This window comes from Aeromonas sp. sif2433 (genome assembly GCF_019218705.1).
GTDB lineage: Bacteria > Pseudomonadota > Gammaproteobacteria > Enterobacterales > Aeromonadaceae > Aeromonas > Aeromonas encheleia.
The window spans coordinates 89,743-105,565 of the sequence record NZ_JAHUXD010000002.1; the positions used below are offsets into that span (position 1 = coordinate 89,743).

20 protein-coding genes and 1 pseudogene are annotated in these 15,823 nt (G+C 59.8%); 19 read left to right on the plus strand and 2 right to left on the minus strand.

Annotated features, from left to right (window positions below; translation table 11 throughout):
- Nucleotide 1 precedes the first annotated feature (1 nt).
- The 4 genes from KW825_RS03375 to KW825_RS03390 all read left to right on the plus strand — a co-directional run bounded on the left by KW825_RS03375 (nucleotide 2) and on the right by KW825_RS03390 (nucleotide 2,430).
- Nucleotides 2-352 (plus strand): hypothetical protein, encoded by a 351-nt coding sequence (locus KW825_RS03375; protein ID WP_371315771.1) that lies wholly within the window; start codon nucleotides 2-4, stop codon nucleotides 350-352.
- Nucleotides 349-690 carry a hypothetical protein gene (locus tag KW825_RS03380; protein WP_218328229.1) on the plus strand — a complete coding sequence of 114 codons (342 nt, stop codon included), beginning with the start codon at nucleotides 349-351 and terminating at the stop codon, nucleotides 688-690. The genes KW825_RS03375 and KW825_RS03380 overlap by 4 nt, the downstream gene beginning before the upstream one ends.
- A 382-nt stretch (nucleotides 691-1,072) precedes the next feature.
- Nucleotides 1,073-1,207, plus strand: coding sequence for a DUF3283 family protein (locus tag KW825_RS03385; RefSeq protein WP_218328230.1), 135 nt, complete (start codon nucleotides 1,073-1,075; stop codon nucleotides 1,205-1,207).
- Between the two features lie 173 nt (nucleotides 1,208-1,380).
- Nucleotides 1,381-2,430, plus strand: coding sequence for an acyltransferase (locus KW825_RS03390; RefSeq protein ID WP_218328231.1), 1,050 nt, complete (start codon nucleotides 1,381-1,383; stop codon nucleotides 2,428-2,430).
- Between the two features lie 533 nt (nucleotides 2,431-2,963).
- Here the strand turns inward: KW825_RS03390 and KW825_RS03395 are convergent.
- Together KW825_RS03395 and KW825_RS03400 are read right to left on the minus strand one after the other, a co-directional pair.
- Nucleotides 2,964-3,977, minus strand: coding sequence for a phage portal protein (locus KW825_RS03395; protein WP_256353758.1), 1,014 nt, complete (start codon nucleotides 3,975-3,977; stop codon nucleotides 2,964-2,966).
- A complete protein-coding gene (locus KW825_RS03400; protein WP_218328232.1) occupies nucleotides 3,974-5,755 on the minus strand; it encodes a terminase ATPase subunit family protein in 1,782 nt (593 codons plus the stop codon). Before KW825_RS03400 ends, KW825_RS03395 begins: the two co-directional genes overlap by 4 nt.
- A 170-nt stretch (nucleotides 5,756-5,925) precedes the next feature.
- Between KW825_RS03400 and KW825_RS03405 the strand changes: the two genes are divergently transcribed.
- From KW825_RS03405 to KW825_RS03475, 15 genes and pseudogenes are all read left to right on the plus strand, one after another.
- The gene (locus tag KW825_RS03405; RefSeq protein ID WP_218328233.1) at nucleotides 5,926-6,747 is read left to right on the plus strand and encodes a GPO family capsid scaffolding protein; all 822 of its coding nucleotides are present in this window, start codon (nucleotides 5,926-5,928) and stop codon (nucleotides 6,745-6,747) included.
- Nucleotides 6,748-6,759: 12 nt separating this feature from the next.
- A pseudogene (locus KW825_RS03410) lies at nucleotides 6,760-7,782 on the plus strand (phage major capsid protein, P2 family); the annotation flags it as partial.
- Nucleotides 7,783-8,147: 365 nt separating this feature from the next.
- On the plus strand, nucleotides 8,148-8,825 hold the full coding sequence (gene gpM / locus KW825_RS03415) for a phage terminase small subunit (RefSeq protein WP_218328235.1): 678 nt from the start codon (nucleotides 8,148-8,150) through the stop codon (nucleotides 8,823-8,825).
- Nucleotides 8,826-8,915: 90 nt separating this feature from the next.
- The gene (locus KW825_RS03420) at nucleotides 8,916-9,395 is read left to right on the plus strand and encodes a head completion/stabilization protein (RefSeq protein WP_256353759.1); all 480 of its coding nucleotides are present in this window, start codon (nucleotides 8,916-8,918) and stop codon (nucleotides 9,393-9,395) included.
- Nucleotides 9,395-9,598: a tail protein X gene (locus KW825_RS03425; RefSeq protein ID WP_218328236.1), complete on the plus strand. Its 204-nt coding sequence runs from the start codon at nucleotides 9,395-9,397 to the stop codon at nucleotides 9,596-9,598. The genes KW825_RS03420 and KW825_RS03425 overlap by 1 nt, the downstream gene beginning before the upstream one ends.
- Before the next feature lie 4 nt (nucleotides 9,599-9,602).
- The gene (locus tag KW825_RS03430) at nucleotides 9,603-9,818 is read left to right on the plus strand and encodes a TraR/DksA C4-type zinc finger protein (RefSeq protein ID WP_218328237.1); all 216 of its coding nucleotides are present in this window, start codon (nucleotides 9,603-9,605) and stop codon (nucleotides 9,816-9,818) included.
- Between the two features lie 9 nt (nucleotides 9,819-9,827).
- Nucleotides 9,828-10,202: a putative holin gene (locus KW825_RS03435; protein WP_218328238.1), complete on the plus strand. Its 375-nt coding sequence runs from the start codon at nucleotides 9,828-9,830 to the stop codon at nucleotides 10,200-10,202.
- Complete coding sequence (locus KW825_RS03440) at nucleotides 10,199-10,570, plus strand: phage holin family protein (RefSeq protein WP_256353760.1); 372 nt, start codon at nucleotides 10,199-10,201, stop codon at nucleotides 10,568-10,570. The genes KW825_RS03435 and KW825_RS03440 overlap by 4 nt, the downstream gene beginning before the upstream one ends.
- Entirely contained in the window at nucleotides 10,567-11,052 is a 486-nt protein-coding gene (locus KW825_RS03445; protein ID WP_218328239.1) for a phage tail protein, read from the plus strand. Before KW825_RS03440 ends, KW825_RS03445 begins: the two co-directional genes overlap by 4 nt.
- Nucleotides 11,053-11,105: 53 nt before the next feature.
- Nucleotides 11,106-11,663, plus strand: coding sequence for a phage virion morphogenesis protein (locus tag KW825_RS20720; RefSeq protein WP_218328240.1), 558 nt, complete (start codon nucleotides 11,106-11,108; stop codon nucleotides 11,661-11,663).
- A gap of 108 nt (nucleotides 11,664-11,771) precedes the next feature.
- Entirely contained in the window at nucleotides 11,772-12,362 is a 591-nt protein-coding gene (locus tag KW825_RS03455) for a phage baseplate assembly protein V (RefSeq protein WP_218328241.1), read from the plus strand.
- Nucleotides 12,359-12,721, plus strand: coding sequence for a GPW/gp25 family protein (locus KW825_RS03460; protein WP_218328242.1), 363 nt, complete (start codon nucleotides 12,359-12,361; stop codon nucleotides 12,719-12,721). The genes KW825_RS03455 and KW825_RS03460 overlap by 4 nt, the downstream gene beginning before the upstream one ends.
- On the plus strand, nucleotides 12,718-13,617 hold the full coding sequence (locus KW825_RS03465) for a baseplate J/gp47 family protein (RefSeq protein ID WP_218328243.1): 900 nt from the start codon (nucleotides 12,718-12,720) through the stop codon (nucleotides 13,615-13,617). The genes KW825_RS03460 and KW825_RS03465 overlap by 4 nt, the downstream gene beginning before the upstream one ends.
- Nucleotides 13,614-14,150: a phage tail protein I gene (locus KW825_RS03470; RefSeq protein ID WP_218328244.1), complete on the plus strand. Its 537-nt coding sequence runs from the start codon at nucleotides 13,614-13,616 to the stop codon at nucleotides 14,148-14,150. Before KW825_RS03465 ends, KW825_RS03470 begins: the two co-directional genes overlap by 4 nt.
- Nucleotides 14,147-15,823, plus strand: a complete 1,677-nt coding sequence (locus KW825_RS03475) for a phage tail protein (RefSeq protein WP_218328245.1) — start codon at nucleotides 14,147-14,149, stop codon at nucleotides 15,821-15,823. Before KW825_RS03470 ends, KW825_RS03475 begins: the two co-directional genes overlap by 4 nt.

The following is a 15,823-nucleotide window of genomic DNA, read 5'->3' on the forward strand; positions in this document are numbered from 1 at the left end:
CGTGCAGGACTCCAATACCCGTGCCGCCATCGAACGCCTGCAACCGCACTGCCTGCGGCTATGGCCCATCATCCAGCGACACCCGCCGGGATCGGCGGGTCGCACGTCCATCACCCGCGAACTAAGTGGCCTGCCGGCCGCCGACCGCCACATCTGCGATCGGCTGCTCGACCGGATGGAACGGGTCATCAGCTTCAAGGATGCATGGTTCCCCTTCTACCTGGGCGAGGTCGACACCCTCACCCCACCGGTGAAGGCCAAGCGGGTGCTCCCCACTGGCCCCACCGCCAAGCAGGTATGGAAGGACACCCGAGCGCGCCAGGGTGCGTTTATCAAAAGGATCACAAGATGAGCAAGCCAAAGGACGCGAAAACCAGAAAGCAGGCCCAGCGATCAAGAGACGCTGCGCTCGGTATCCAGCGGGTTGAGGTGCGGCTCTCCATCCGAGAACGCGAACAACTGGAAACCCTGCGCCGTGCCAGAGCCGGATCCGGTGAACCCTACAGCGCCGACGAATACATCAGTACCCTGCTGCGCCGCGACTGGGAGCGCTGGCAGCAGCAACAAGCAGAGCTGGCAGCACAGGCCTGCCCGAACTGTGAGTGTGCTCTGCCTGCTGGATGCGGTGGTGCATTCAAAGGGCAGCCCGAGTGCTGGCACACCCAGGGCGATAAGGCTATCGCCCTGTAAGGAGGAAACATGCAACTGATGCAACAAGTTGAGCCCGCCGTCGGCGGGCGCTACCGGGTGATCCGCCCTGCCGAGTCGTCGAGGATATTGATGGCAGCCTGGTCTACTTCGAACAGGTCGAGTTCGTGGCTGAGATACTGGCAAAGCCAGAGCAGGTGATAGCCTTTGACGGATTAAGGAAGGTCATCGAGCCGCTGCCGGAAGACCAGAGAAAGCCAGAATGGCTGTGGATTCGCAAACTTCGCACTGGGCGTCGTTCGTGGTTGAACCGACACTCCTACCACCTGGTGGCCGTGTCTTAATCTTAAAACGTGTCCGGTCACGAAAGCGTGACCGGACACAACTCATCAATTACCATATCAGCATAACCAAGGTGGCCACGATGAGTTTTAACCTGTGCAGCCTGCCGCCAGCCAAGAAGGTGCTGATAAAGGTAGACAAGGCTGCCGCCTATGCGGTGTGGAAGGAGCGCATAGGCAGAACTGAACAGTTCAGCCTTCACCGACCATCAGCTTGATAGTATTCACCCTGCCTTGGGATAGACAAGCTCGATGACAGTGAACAGATCTTCGCCATGGCAGCAGTTAAGAAACCTTTGATTATTCAATTACTTTCTTAGTTAGTCATCCTAGTGTTACTGTTAGGATATTTTTGGTATATATGACTTTTTGACTTTTTGCAGGGTTTTTGATGAACAACTTAACAGAAAACCAACATGTATCACTCGAGTCTATGAGAGGTTTAGCTGCGATAACTGTCGCAATAGCTCATGTTGTACAGTTCTACATCGTCAGATTTTATCCTGACGCATATCTTTATGTATCTTTTGCAGCACAATCCAGTGTAATGGTATTTTTCTCAATGTCTGGATTACTTATTGGAAAATCCATACAGAGTAACACCATAAAAAACGGGCGCTTCATGTTATCCGTTTATGCAGAAAGTAGATTTAAAAGAATATATCCCCCATTGATTCTGTCAATAGCTCTCATTATCGTCCTTAACTATACTTCACCATACTTGTCTGAGTTAATAAATACTATACTATCGTCTACTGAAAGAGGTGCGATGAATGGAAACTTTATTTATAATCCATCTCAGATTTTTGCAATTTTAACATTCAGCAACGGGATACTTTCCCCAGTCATTCCATTTAATCAACCGTTATGGAGCTTGCCATTTGAGGTGTGGTATTATGTAATCGCAGGATTACTATTTACAAAAAAACCATTATCTATTATTTCTGCCATGGTTATTTTTTTCTGCATATCATCGCTTAAATTTGAATTCTTCATTTATGCATTCGTTTGGTTTTCTGGACTGATTGTTTCATATATTCCTGCAGCAAGTGGAAAGTACAAATACATAGCAATTTCATTATTTATATTTCTTGCTACTGCGTCGGCATTTCTTTGGTTCTCATTTGTAGAGAAAAAAATAATTTTAGGCTATTACAACACGGCCTTCGGTCTGTTTTTTACATCGTTTATGTATTTATTTCTGGTTGTTTTTGACAAAAAAATTTCATTTCTTAAAAACACTTCCAAATATTCATATACTATCTACATCACTCACTATCCTATTTTATACTTTGTCTTTGGCATGTTTGAATCAAAAATAATGAGTAACTTCTGGTGTTCTTCATTAGTTGGGATTGCATCTCTTTCACTTGCTTTAATATTTGCAAATTACTCATCCAAAATATTCGAGAGCAAAAAATATATTAACAAGCTAATGTAATAAAACACTACAGGGTAACCTCTGAGGGATATCCATTAACCATCAGGGGATGCCTCCCATCAGTTGAAGTGGCGTTGTTGCCCAAATCGATGCTGCTTGAATGGAACTAACTGAGAGAACGGTGATCTGATAACCACCATCCACTGCAAGAAGTGAATGAAAGGATCTGGCGGAAAGTGAAGGATCGCAAAAAGGATCTAGAAGGGCGCGCGCGGCCAGTGCTGGCGCGGGGAGCAGCTACCCAGCCACAGTCTTTCACCTGCATGGAAATCGACACATAAAGCGCGCAGGCGAGGCGGGGTCTTCACTCCGCGCGCTGGGTGCTGGCAGGGGCGGCAGGCTGCGCCTGTCGCTCTTGGAGCGCGAGCGAGGATCCGCGAGAGGATGAGTGTGGCCGGCGTCTCTGGTGCAGTTGCTGGCCGCACAGGCCACCAGGTGAAGGACAAAACAAAGCCCCCTCTGGTGAGGGGGCTTTTTCGTACGCCATTCGAACACGCACAGACTCCAGGTATTCGCTGTAACATTAGCCTCTCTTATGCATCCTGCCCTGTCATTTCTGTCAGTCGATAGGGCTTGAAACGGATGATCTCCTCCCCTGCCCAATCGTTCAGCTCCATCAGGCTGGCGCGGATGCTGTCCATCTCGGTGGCATCAAACACAAGCGCCGCCTTGGCCGCATCCCCAAAGCCGCCGGTGTTGTTGGGCAGCACCCCCATCAGTTGGGGCGGTACCCGGTTGGCCGCCAGCTGGTCGTCGCGGGTCACGTTCTTGATGGTCAGGAACTCATCCTTGGCGGCTACCTCAGACACCGGGATCAACTGCACCCCGTCCTTCTTGCCGTTCGGCGCGTAGAGCAGCAGGTTGCGGAAATTGCCAGGGCCCTTGCTCTCTTTGAGCGCCTTGCGCAGCGCAATGATGTCACTCTCGTTGTGCAACGGGTCGGTCATATACATGATGAAACCGGCATGACTACCGTTCTCGTAGTATTTGCGCCGAAACAGGGTCGCCGACTCGTTGAGCAGGGCGGAGTTCACCGACGCCACATAGTCGGGGATGCCATAGATCTCCTGGTTTATGTCGCTCTCCTTCACCTGGCCGACGCTATCGGCCGGCAGCTCAAGCGGCTTGCCCGCCTCGGCTATCCACCAATATTGCTCAGGCAACCGCCCCCGTCGCACGTACTTGGCATGCAAGTGCTCATAGCGCAGCGCCCCGCCCAGCCGGTTGCTGACCTTCCCCAGGTAGCCGTTGCCAAACACCAGAAAGTCCATCACCAGCGCGGTGAACTCGGCCAGTGACAGCTTGGGGTGAGGGATGAAACCGGCGCGCAGGATGTTGCGCTTGATCTGGATGGCGGAGGCGTGGTGCACCGCCGCCCGGTAGACCCGCGCCAGACCCACCAGGGAGAGGGGCGGCTCATACCAGCGCCCGTTCCAGGCCGATTCCAGGTAGTCGAACAGCTCGCGCTGGGACAGCACCGGCACCGGTTCGCCAAAGGTAAAGGCCTCGATAGAGGGCTCCGGCGTGGCCGGCATGGGATTGCTCATTGGTAAATCTCCAGGAACGAGGAATTGGTGGAGGTGGTGCCCTCGAGAGGCTCGTGCAGCAGGGCCTGCATGGTGGCCCAAGCGATGTCGGCGTGACTGGTCTCTTCCGACCGGCTGGCTTCAAAGGTAGGGAGTTTGCCGCTTTGGGTCACGGTACGGCGGATGCTCATAAACGCCTGGGCGAGATCGGTCATTCCGCTGTCGAACTCCAGCCGCCCTTTGTTCATCACATCCTGCGCCTTCATCACCATGCGCATCTTCACGTTCGGGTTGTACTGAATGGCGGTCACCGCCGGGAAGAACTGCTTCACCAGCTGATAAACCCCCTCCCCGATGCCGGTGGTATCGATGCCGATGTAGGTCACGTGGTAGCGATCGCACATGGCCCGGATGGCCCGCGCCTGTGCATCAAAATCCATCCCGCTCCAGCGGTGGCGCTCCAGAATGCGAAACTTGCCACCGGGTGCCAGCGGTGGGGCCAGCACCGCGCAGCCAGCGCTATCACTGCCAGCGGCGCCCTTGGCCGGGTCATAGCCGATCCAGACCGCGCGATAGCCGAATGGCCTGGCGGCGAACGGCTTGTAGTCGTCCCACAGCTCCCAGCTGTCGACCATGCAGCGCTGCAACGTGAGTAACGGGAACAGGCTGAGGGTGTCGTCCATGAACTCGCACATCAGCAAGTTGCGATACTCGTCCTCCGAATACTCACCGCGCAGCTCGTCGAGATCGAACAGATCACAACCGCCACGGACCGCATCTTCGACCGTCACAATCTGGCGCCAATGCCGGTCGCCGCACAGCCTGCCTTCCACCAAGTTGGCGTGACTGAGATCAACCTCAATCCGGTCGGCCTTGGCTTTGCCCCGGTTGAAGTGAGCACCAGACCAGAACTTATAGGCCGGATGGGAAAGGCTGGACGGGGTCGAGATGTAGGTCTGACGCCACTTCTTGTGCATCGCCATGCCGGAGGCGACCTTTCGAAAATCCATGAAGCCATGGATCCAGAAGTACTCATCCATGTAGATGTTGCCGTGGTAACCCTGGGCTGTGCGGGTGTTGGTACCGAGAAAATAGAGGTGCGCCCCGTTGGGCAGCACCATGGGATCACCTTTGAGCTCGACCCCCTCCCCTTTGGCGAACTGAATGATGTACTGCTTGAACATATGGGCCTGCGCCTTACTGGCCGACATGAAAATCTGATTACGGCCGGTCACCAGCGCATCAATGAACGCTTCGAAGGCAAAAAAGTATGTCGCCCCTATCTGGCGTGACTTGAGCAGATTGCGGATCCGGTGATGCTTGCCCGCCTCGAACCAGGTGCGCTGGTAGCCAAACATGGTCGACTCGAACTGCTCGATTAAACGTGCCTGCTGTTCGGGCTCCACCACATTGCGATCGGGCGCCTTCCTTGCCCCCTTGTTGCGGTTGGCCACCTTCGGGTTGAGGTCGGCCTCATTGCCGCCGTGGCTGTATTTGTTGACCCTGGCGATCCGCTCGAGCTGCCGGCCCAGCAGGTCGATCTCCTTGAAGTCCCCGCCAGTCTTGGTCTCCTTCATCACCAACTGAACCATGCGCGATTCGATGGCGAAATCCACCCGGTCGATGGGTTTGATGTCATCCCAGCCGTCGCGTTTCTTCCAGGTCGAGACCGTCCCCTCCGGCACCTGCAGCAGCTCACTGATGGCTCGCAGCGGATAGCCCTGGAAGAACAGGTGCATGGCCTGCCGTCTGGGGTCTACGTGGGGAAAAAGCAGGGGGGTGGTGGGGGCAGTTGTCATGAGAAAGGCCAAAGGACAGTGGTCATGGCGCCAGTCTACCCAGCCGCAGCCATCCTCCCGCGCCATCGTGGGTGTGTCAGCGCCGCACACACCCGGCCTCGATTGCACGATCCCGCCCCTCACCCAGACCATAGCCGCGACCTGACCATTCACTCACCAAGGGATCGCCCATGGCATCAAAGTCCAAATTCTTCCGTGTCGCCGTTGAAGGCGGGACCACCGATGGCCGCACCATCACCCGCGACTGGATCGAGCAGATGGCCCAGCGCTACAACCAGAGCACCTATGGCGCCCGCGTCAACATGGAGCACATTCGCGGCTGGGACCCGGCCGGCATGTTCAAGATGTACGGCGACATCACCGCCGCCAAGACCGAGGAGATCGAGCTGGAGGGCGAGAAGCGCCTGGCCCTGTTCGTCCAGATTGACCCCACCCCGGAGCTGGTCGCCCTCAACAAGCAACGCCAGAAGGTCTACACCTCCGTCGAGATCCACCCCAACCTGAACCAGAAAGGCGCCTACCTGATGGGGCTGGCGGTCACCGACTCCCCCGCGAGCCTCGGCACCGAGATGCTGGCCTTCTGCAGCAAGGCCACCGTCAATCCACTGGCCGATCGCAAGCAGCACCCGGAATGCCTGTTCACCGCGGCGCAAGAAACCGTGATCGAATTTGAGGAAGAGCAAGACAAGGGCCCCGGCCTGCTGGAGCGGGTCACCGCCCTGTTTACCCGCCACAAGCAGCAGGAGACCGCCGATTTCAGCGATGTGCACCAGGCCGTCGAAGCTGTGGCCAACGAGGTCACCGCCCAGGGCACCGACCTCAATGCCAAGTTGAGCGCGCAGGCGAGCACCATCACCGCCCTGACCGGCAAGCTGGACACCACCGCCACCGCGCTGGCCGACCTCAAGGCCACCCTGGAGCAGCAGGAAGGCTTCACCCCACCGCGCCATCCCGCGACAGGCAGCACCACTACCCCCGAACTTGATTGCTAAGGACATCCCCTCATGCGCAACGAAACCCGTCAAAAATTCGAGCAGTACACCGCCCAGCTGGCCAAGCTCAATGCCATCACCAGCGCCCTGCATTCGTTCGCCGTACAGCCGAGCGTGCAGCAGACCCTCGAAACCAAGATGCAGGAGTCGGTCGCCTTTCTCGGCATGATCAACGTCATCCCGGTGGATGAGCTCAAGGGCGAGAAGGTCGGTATCGGTATCTCCAGCACCATCGCCAGCCGCACCGACACCAGCAACGCCGAGCGCCAACCCGTCGATCCGACCGCGCTGCAAGCCAAGGGTTATGAGTGTTTCCAGACCAACTACGACACCTCCATCGGTTTCGCCAAGCTGGACGCCTGGGCCAAGTTCAACGATTTCCAGATCCGCATCCGTGACGCCATCATCCAGCGCCAGGGGTTGGACCGCATCATGATCGGCTGGAACGGCACCAGCGCAGCTGCGAACACCGATCGGGTGGCCAATCCCATGCTGCAGGACGTCAACATCGGCTGGATTGAAAAAACCCGCCTCGAGCAGCCCACCCAGATCATGAGCGAGGGGGTTGCCGGTAGTGGTCAGATCCTCATCGGTGACGCCGGCGATTACATCAGTCTCGATGCCCTGGTGTATGACTTGGTCAACACCCTGATCGCCCCCTGGCATGCCGATGACACCGAGCTGGTCGTCATTGTCGGTCGCAAGCTGCTCAGCGATAAATACTTCCAGATCATCAACGATGGCGACGACAACCAGTGCAAGCTGGCCGGCGAGGTCTTGATGAGCAAGAAGCAGCTCGGCGGCCTCAAAGCTCTGCGGGTGCCCTACATGCCGGACGATTGCCTGGTGGTAACCAAACTCGCCAACCTGTCCATTTACTGGCAGGAAGGCGGCCGCCGTCGTCAGGTGGAGGAGGAGCCGCGCCGTAACCGCATCGTCAACTGGGAGAGCTCCAACGACGCCTATGTGGTCGAAGATTACGACTGCATCGCCATCGCCGAGAACATCATCATGGGCACCGCCCCAGATCCTGCGGCGCAAAAATCGGGTGTCAAAGAGGAGTTGACCAAAGTGACTGACTCCATTGTCGAGATGGCCGGTGCCATCACCCAGGTAGGTGAATACACAGCCGAAATGGCCGATGCCATCGCCCAAGTGAGCAAGGCTCAGCTTGAATCGAATGCCGAAGTGACAGGTGCTATCACCCAAGTGGGCAAGGCTCAGGCTGAATCTAATGCCGAAGTGGCAGGTGCTATCGTCCAGATGGGGGAATCTACTACCTTCATGGCCAAGGCCATCACCAAGGTGGGAGAAGCCCTTACCGCCATCATTCCCAATCTTCCCGCGTCCATCCGAGCCTTCTTCTCCGGCAAGGATGAGAAGAGCAAGGACAAGCCGTGATGACCCCCGCCCAACGCCACCTGGCCAAGACCCAAGCCGCCCTGAACAGGGCGGCTCCGGTCGCTGACCGGCAATACGCCAACGCCTACGAGCTCCAGCTGATGCAGCTGGCCGAACATCGCCGCACCCTCAAGGGTATTCAGAGCATTGAGCGCAAGATTGAGGTCAAACGCACCATGCTGGCCGCCTATCAACCGTGGATCCAAGGGCTGCTGGCCGCAGACCGGGGTGGCCAGGATGACGTACTGGTGACCATCCTGCTGTGGACCCTCGACACCGGCGATCTGGCTGGCGCCTTGCCGATGGCCCGCTATGTCATCAAGCATGCCCTCGCCACCCCGGATCGCTTTGATCGCACCGCCGCCACCCTGATCGCCGAAGAGGTGGCCGACACTGCCATCAAGTTGCAAGACGCAGGCATAGGCCCCGATCTGGCACTGCTGCGCCACTACCTCACCCTGCTGGCCGACAGCGACATGTTTGACCAGGTGCACGCCAAGCTGCACAAGGCCACGGGCCGCGCCTGCCAGGGGGCCGGTCACAAGCAGGCTGCCATCGAACACTACCAGCGCGCGATCGCCCTCCATGACAAGGTCGGCATCAAGAAGGAGCTGGAAGTGCTCGAACGTGAGGTGAAAAAAGAACAAGCCGCCGCCGGTTCACCCGACGGCAGCTGACCGAGCGAACCCCGCACCCTGGGCGGCTCGGGCCCGATGCATGCCTGATGGCATTCCTGACGGCCCGACCACCGCCCATTCGGAGGCCCATTGCAGATACAGACAAAGGGGTTTATCCCCACCAACCCCATCCCCCCGAACGAAGGCAAGGTCATCAGCGGTGACTTTTGGCCGGTGATCGAGCTGGAGGATTTTCGCAGCACCATGCGCACCGACGGCACCATCACTACCGATCGGCTACGCCATGCGGTGATCGACGCGGTGGCCAGCGTCAACGGCGATCTCGCCCGCTGGAGCCAGTACCAGATGGCAGCCGGCTACCCCAGCCTGATGTCCGTGCCCGCCGAGTCAATCAACCAGGAGTCCGTGCTGGTGCACCGTTACCGCCGCGCGGTTTACGCTATGGCACGCGGCAACCTGTACGAGCGCTATCTCGACAGCTCGGCCACCGGTGACGCGGTCAAGGACACCGAGGCCCGCGACACCACCGCGGCGGACATGTACCGCGATGCCCGTTTCGCTATCAGGGACATCCTCGGTACCGGCCACCTCACGGTGGAACTCATCTGATGCAGATCAGGGCCAAGCAGGGCGACACCCTCGACCTCATCCTGTTCCACCACTACGGCTACACCGCAGGCATCACCGAACAGGTGTTGCAACTCAATCCGGCCCTGGCCGAGCTGGACCCTCTTCTGCCCATCGGCACCCTAATCACCCTGCCAGACGCCCCGACCAAGGCCGAGGCCCCCCTAATCCAACTATGGGACTGACACCATGAGCCGTCTCGACGATGAACTCGACCGCCTCGAACAACTGCGCCAACTGACGATAGACGCTGGTATCCATGCCGCCCGCATCAGTGGCACCGGCCCACATTTCTGCATCGACTGCGACGAGCCCATCCCCCAGGCCCGCCGTGAGGCGGTCAGGGGATGTGAGCTCTGTATCGATTGCCGGAGCCTGGCCGAACACCACAGTACAAAACGATAGGAGAGCACTATGCCCGAACCGATTTCATCCAGCGCAGCAACCAGCGCCCTCACTGGGTTGATATTGATGCTGTTCACTCTACCCGGAGTCGATACCTCTGTAGTACTCGGCGCCTTTACCGGCGCCCTGATCTTTACCTCCATTACCGACGAGTTAGGCTGGTTGCGCAAGATCGCCCTATTCATTGCCTCCTTCATCACTGGTCTACTTTTGGCAGGCTTGGCTGGTCACCTACTGGCCAACATTTTGCCTGCCAACGTCGATGTCAGTAATGCAGTAGGGGCGATTATCGCCTCAACTCTGACAGTGAAGGCATTCAAGACCGTCATTCTCAACATGGATAACCTGTTTGCGGTCCTGTTCAACAAAGGGAGACAATCATGACCCTGCTCCAGGATGCCCCCATCGGCGTGGCCATCTACACCTGTGTTTATGCCTTGATCTGCCTCGCCATTTTCCTGCGGGTGATACTATTTGACCGCAAGGGGGGTGAGTATCGCGCCCTGCCCGCCTGGCTGGCATGGGTACTCTGCGTGGCCTCTGGTACCGTGCCATTACGCCTAATCGTCGGCGGCCTGCCGGTTCCTGACCCATCCAACGTCGTGCTGGCTGCCTTCTTGCTCTGCGCCCTGCTCAAGAGCCGTGGCTCGGTCTATCACCTGCTCCCCCGTCGCCAGCCTCGCTTGCCCGCCATGACGGAAGTCCTGGCCAGTCGCCATCACGGCGCTATCCATCAGCAGGAGGCCCCATGAACAAGCTGGCCGAACTGCGGGCCGCCATCAACCTCACCAACCCCGAGCTGCGCCAGAATCCGGATCGGCTGCTGGTGTTCGCCGACAAGGGCAAGGCGGTGGCCACCGGCGCCACCTCCCTCTCGTTCGAATATCAGTACGACGCCCGGGTCATCGTCATCGACTACCCCCACCACCCGGATGCGCTGGTCATTCCCCTGCTGGCGTGGATCCGTCGACAGCAACCCGAACTGATGACCAACAGCAACAAGCGTGCTGACGGCCTGCGCTTTGAGGTCGAGATCTCGGCCAATGACCTCTATGACATCGAGATCACCATCCCGCTGACCGAGCGGGTCAAGGTCTGGAGCACCGAGGCGGGATTGTGCTGCGAGCACCTGCCTGAGCCGCCAGAAGATCCCTATGCGGGGATGGAGTGGGATTACAACTTCAACGGGGAGGACGTGCCATGGCCGCCAGCACTGGTCACCAGGACGATTTAGCCGATCTGGAACGATTGGCAGACCGCTTTGCCGCGATGGGTAATGAGGGGGCAGTGCAACACACGCTGCGTGCGATTAACGATCTGATCCGGGATCGCAACCAGGCCCGCATCAAACGCAACCTCACCCCCTACGGCCAGAAGATGCGCGAGCGAAAAGCGCCGCAACAGGGCAACGCGCACATCTCGTTCCTGTACAAGACCGCGAGCGGTCACAAGGCGATCCGTAACCTCAAGAACTATCGCAACCTTGGCAGCAAGTACATGGGCTACGACCGCTACCGGGGCGCGGTGCGAACCTTCCTCAAGTCCCGCGTTATTCGCACCATCAGCCTCGACAAAAGCAAGGTGTTAACCCGCCCAAGCCAGCAGAAGATGTTCAAGGGCCTCATCAAGTCCCGCTGGCTCAAGGCCAAACTGACCAAAACCGAGGCCAGCATCTACTTTGCCGGCGTGGCCGATCAGGTTGCCGCCGTGCACCACTTCGGCGACAAGGACAAGCCTCACCCCAAGGCCGACCCGGTGCGCTACCCGGAGCGCCAGCTGCTCGCCATTACCCCGGATGACATCAAGGAGGCCGAGGCCATCCTGATCGAGGCGCTGCTCAAGTAAGGTACCTGGACCGCGTCATCACGACGGTTTTCTCGTTCGCCGGGTGTGCCAGCGCCCGGCACACCCGCCGCAGCTCGCCTTTGCAGCCCTCGCCCAAAACAATGGGCCATGCGACCAACTCTCATTGAACTGCAACGCCTGATCGACAACCTGCTCCGCGTCGGCACCGTCACCGCGGTACGCTCGGGGCAATGTCGAGTCAAGACCGGCGAGCTCGAAACCAACTGGCGACCCTATCTGGTGCCCCGCGCCGGGAATACCCGTGTCCGCCAGCGCCCGACCCTGGGCGAGCAGGTGCTGCTGCTCAGTGTCTCGGGCGATCTGCGCAACGCCTACGTGCTGCCCGCCATCAACCAGGCACAGATGAGCGAACCGCTGCCCGAAGACGAGGACCCCGATCTCGACCTCATCGAATACCCGGACGGCGCCGTGCTGGCGTACCGCCCGAGCACCGGTGAGCTGCACGCCAGCGGGATCAAGAGTGCCCACCTCACCGCCTCGGTCAGTGTCACCCTCGATACCCCGCTCACCGAGTGCACCCAAGACCTGAAAGTGGGAGGCGGCATCGAGTGCAACCAGGGACTGAAGGTGGGCACCGAGCTGACCGCGTCCGCGGCCACCATCGGTGGCATCGCCTTTGGCAGCCATAGCCACGGCGGGGTCGAGAATGGTCAGGGTACCACCGGGGGGCCGCAATGAGCTGGCAGGGCATGAGCGCCGCCACCGGCCGCACCTTGAGTGAAACCGACCACATCATCCAGTCGGTGCGCGACATCCTCGCCACCCCGGTCGGCTCGCGCCTGATGCGCCGCCATTACGGCAGCGAGCTGTTTTACCTCATCGACCAACCCCAGCACGCCGCCACCCGGCTGCGGCTGATGGCCGCCATCGTCGATGCCCTGACCCGCTGGGAGCCGCGCATCAAGATCCGCCGCGTCGAAGTCGGCGCCCAGGGGCTGCAGGGGGCCCTCGTTATCACCCTCACCTGGAGCCGGGCCGACAACGGTCTGACCGAGCACGGCTCCCTGACCCTCCCAACAGGAATCAACACCCCATGAGCGCCGTCATGCTCTCGCAGCTCCCCCCGCCCGAGATCATCGAGTCCCTCGATTTCGAGGTCCTCTTCACCCAGCGCAAGGACGCCTTCATCGCGCTCTATCCACCCGAGCAGCAGGCCGCTGTTGCCGCCACCTTGGCGCTGGAGTCCGAGCCCATCACCAAGACGCTGCAGGAGAACGCCTATCTGGAGATGCTGCTGCGCCAGCGCATCAACAACGCCGCCCTGGCCTGCATGTTGCCCTGGTCGACCGGGGCCGACCTCGACAACCTGGTGGCGAACTGGGATGTGTTTCGCCTGGTCATCCAGGAGGGAGACGAGACCGCCACGCCCCCTGTGCCGACCATCATGGAGAGCGACGAGGCCCTGCGCGAACGAACCCTGCTGGCGTGGGATGGCCTGAGCGTGGCGGGCCCCGAGCAGGCGTATGAGTACTTTGCCCGCTCGGCCGACGGCCGGGTCAGCGATGCCAAGGCCGCGTCGCCTACGCCGGCCTGCGTGACGGTGACCGTGCTCAGCAGTGAGGGCGATGGCAGCGCCTCGGCCGAGCTGCTGGCCATCGTCGAGGCAGCATTCAGCGGCGAGGATGTTACCCCCTGCGCTGACCGGGTGACAGTGCAATCGGCCGAGATCCTGCCCTACCTCATCGATGCGCGGCTCACCATCGACGCCACCGATGCCGAAGCGGAGCTGATCCTGAAGACCGCCCGCGACCGGCTGGCCGCTTGGGTCAACCCGCGCCTGCGCCTTGGCGTCGAGGTGCCACGCTCGGCGGTGGATGCCGTGCTGCATGTGCCCGGTGTGCGCCGAGTCGACCTCATCGACTGGGTCGACATCGTCCCCACCCAGCAGCAGGCGGGCTGGTGCGAGGGCTGGAACGTGGAGCGAGCGCCATGATGACCCTGCTGCCCCCCAATACCACGCCGCTCGAGCGCAACCTGGAGCAAGTCGCCGCCCAGGCGGTGCAACTGCCGGTAGCACTGCGCGACCTGTGGCTGCCGGCCTCGGCCCCGGTGCACCTGCTCCCCCATCTGGCAGCCAGCTGGTCAGTCGACCACTGGGATGAGGCCTGGAGCGATGACAAGAAACGCCAGGCCATCGGCAACAGCTACTTTGTGCACCGCCGCAAGGGCACCGTCGGCGCCATTCGTCGGGCCATCGAGCCCACTTTCAAGCTCAACCAGATCACCATGTGGTGGCAGCAGGCCACCGAGCCGGGGACGTTCTCTGTCGATGTCAGCGTGACCGACGTCGGCATCGACGAGACGCTCTATCAGGAGCTGGAGCGTCAGCTCAACGACGCCAAGCCGGTCTCGCGCCACATGACCCACCTCACCATCAACCTGGAGTCTGTCGGGCAGTTTTACACTGCCGCCGCCTGCCACCAGGGCGAAGAGCTGACCATCCAGCCACTGCGAACCGAGATATGAGCCAGAACCTGCACAGCATCAAGCCCCAGCAGCGGGCAACCGTTCCCGCCGTCACCGAGGCGGCCCCCATCTATTACGGCATCCTGACCGATCAGGGGCAGGCCCTGCTGGCTGCCGCCATTGCCAGCGGAACGCCACTGCCGCTCACCGCCATGGCGGCAGGAGACGGTGGCGGCCAACCCGTCACCCCACTCGCAGAGATGACCGAACTGGTCAACGAGGTGCACCGGGCCCCCCTCAACCAGCTGTTTGTCGACCCCACCGCCCCCAACCAAATTGTGGCCGAGATGGTCATGGCCGAAACCGTCGGGGGGTTCTGGATCCGCGAGCTGGGCCTGTTCGCCGAGTCGGGTGAGCTGTTTGCGGTGTGCAACACCCCTGATTCCTACAAGCCGGTGCTTGCCGAAGGGGCGGGCCGCTCGCTGCTGACCCGCATGATCTTGATCGTGAGCGACACCGCGGCCGTGGAGCTCATCATCAACCCGGACACCGTGATGGCCAGTCGGGCTTACGTCGATGCCAAGTTGGCCGAGCACGCCGCCAGTCGTGACCACCCGGCGGCAATCGAAGGCGCCCAGGGCATGATCCCGCTGGCCACCCAGGCCATGGTGGACGAGGGCATTGACCACACCAGCGCGGTAACCCCCCAAACAGCGGGCATTACCTTTGCACGGCTACAGCATGAGCACGAAATTGACGATGTGTTGTGGTTGCAGGAGGCGCTGGATGAGAAGGCCGAGGTGGTTCACCAGCACGAGATCGACGATGTCAGCGGACTGTCCACTGCATTGGATGGCAAGCAGCCGCTGGACGCTGCATTGACGGCACTGGCCGGGCTGGCCACCGCCGCCGACAAGCTGCCCTACTTCACCGGGGCGGACACAGCAGCCTTAACGGTGCTGACCGCGTTTGCGCGCACCTTACTGGATGATGCCAATGCGGCCGCGGCGCTGACGACGCTCGGGGTGAGTACCTTCATTCAGGGGCTGCTCAACGATGCAGACGCCGCAACAGCACGGGCTACGCTGGGCGCACTGGCAGCGACCGATTACACCCCTTTGAGTGACGCCCTGGCTGCCACCAACATCAGCATGGACGGTGCCGACACTGTCGACTTTGATGCCGTCCCGGCCGGATATTGTCATCTTGTTAATGTCACAGCTTCAACGGGAACAAAACCGACAGGCTTCGACTCAGGATACGGCTTCCTGACCGTGCAATTCATTTACGGCGGTAACTCGGACGGCAATCGCGCCCTGCTGATGAAGCTGGAGCCATATGATGGTAATGGGCGAACCTGCTGGCGGAATTACAGCATTAACAGTGACACATGGACCCCATGGCGCTACGCCTACACGGACCAATACAAGCCCACGGCCGCCGAGGTGGGAGCCGCGCCTGTCTCACACACCCATGCCGCAGCCCAAGGCAACGCCGACATTGTGGCCGGGAGTTATGGACAGGTGGGGACATGTGGACTTATGAAGTGCAACAACAACGACGTGCATATCTCGGCTGGCGGGACAGTCCCAGGAAGCTATTTGCGATATTCGACGGCGGAAGGCCAAAACGACGGAGGCACGCCGGCAGGCACGTGGAAATGTTTAGGCTACACACAGGGGCGTGGGGACAACGCTTCGTGGGATGTCACTCTCTTTATCCGGATTGCTTAA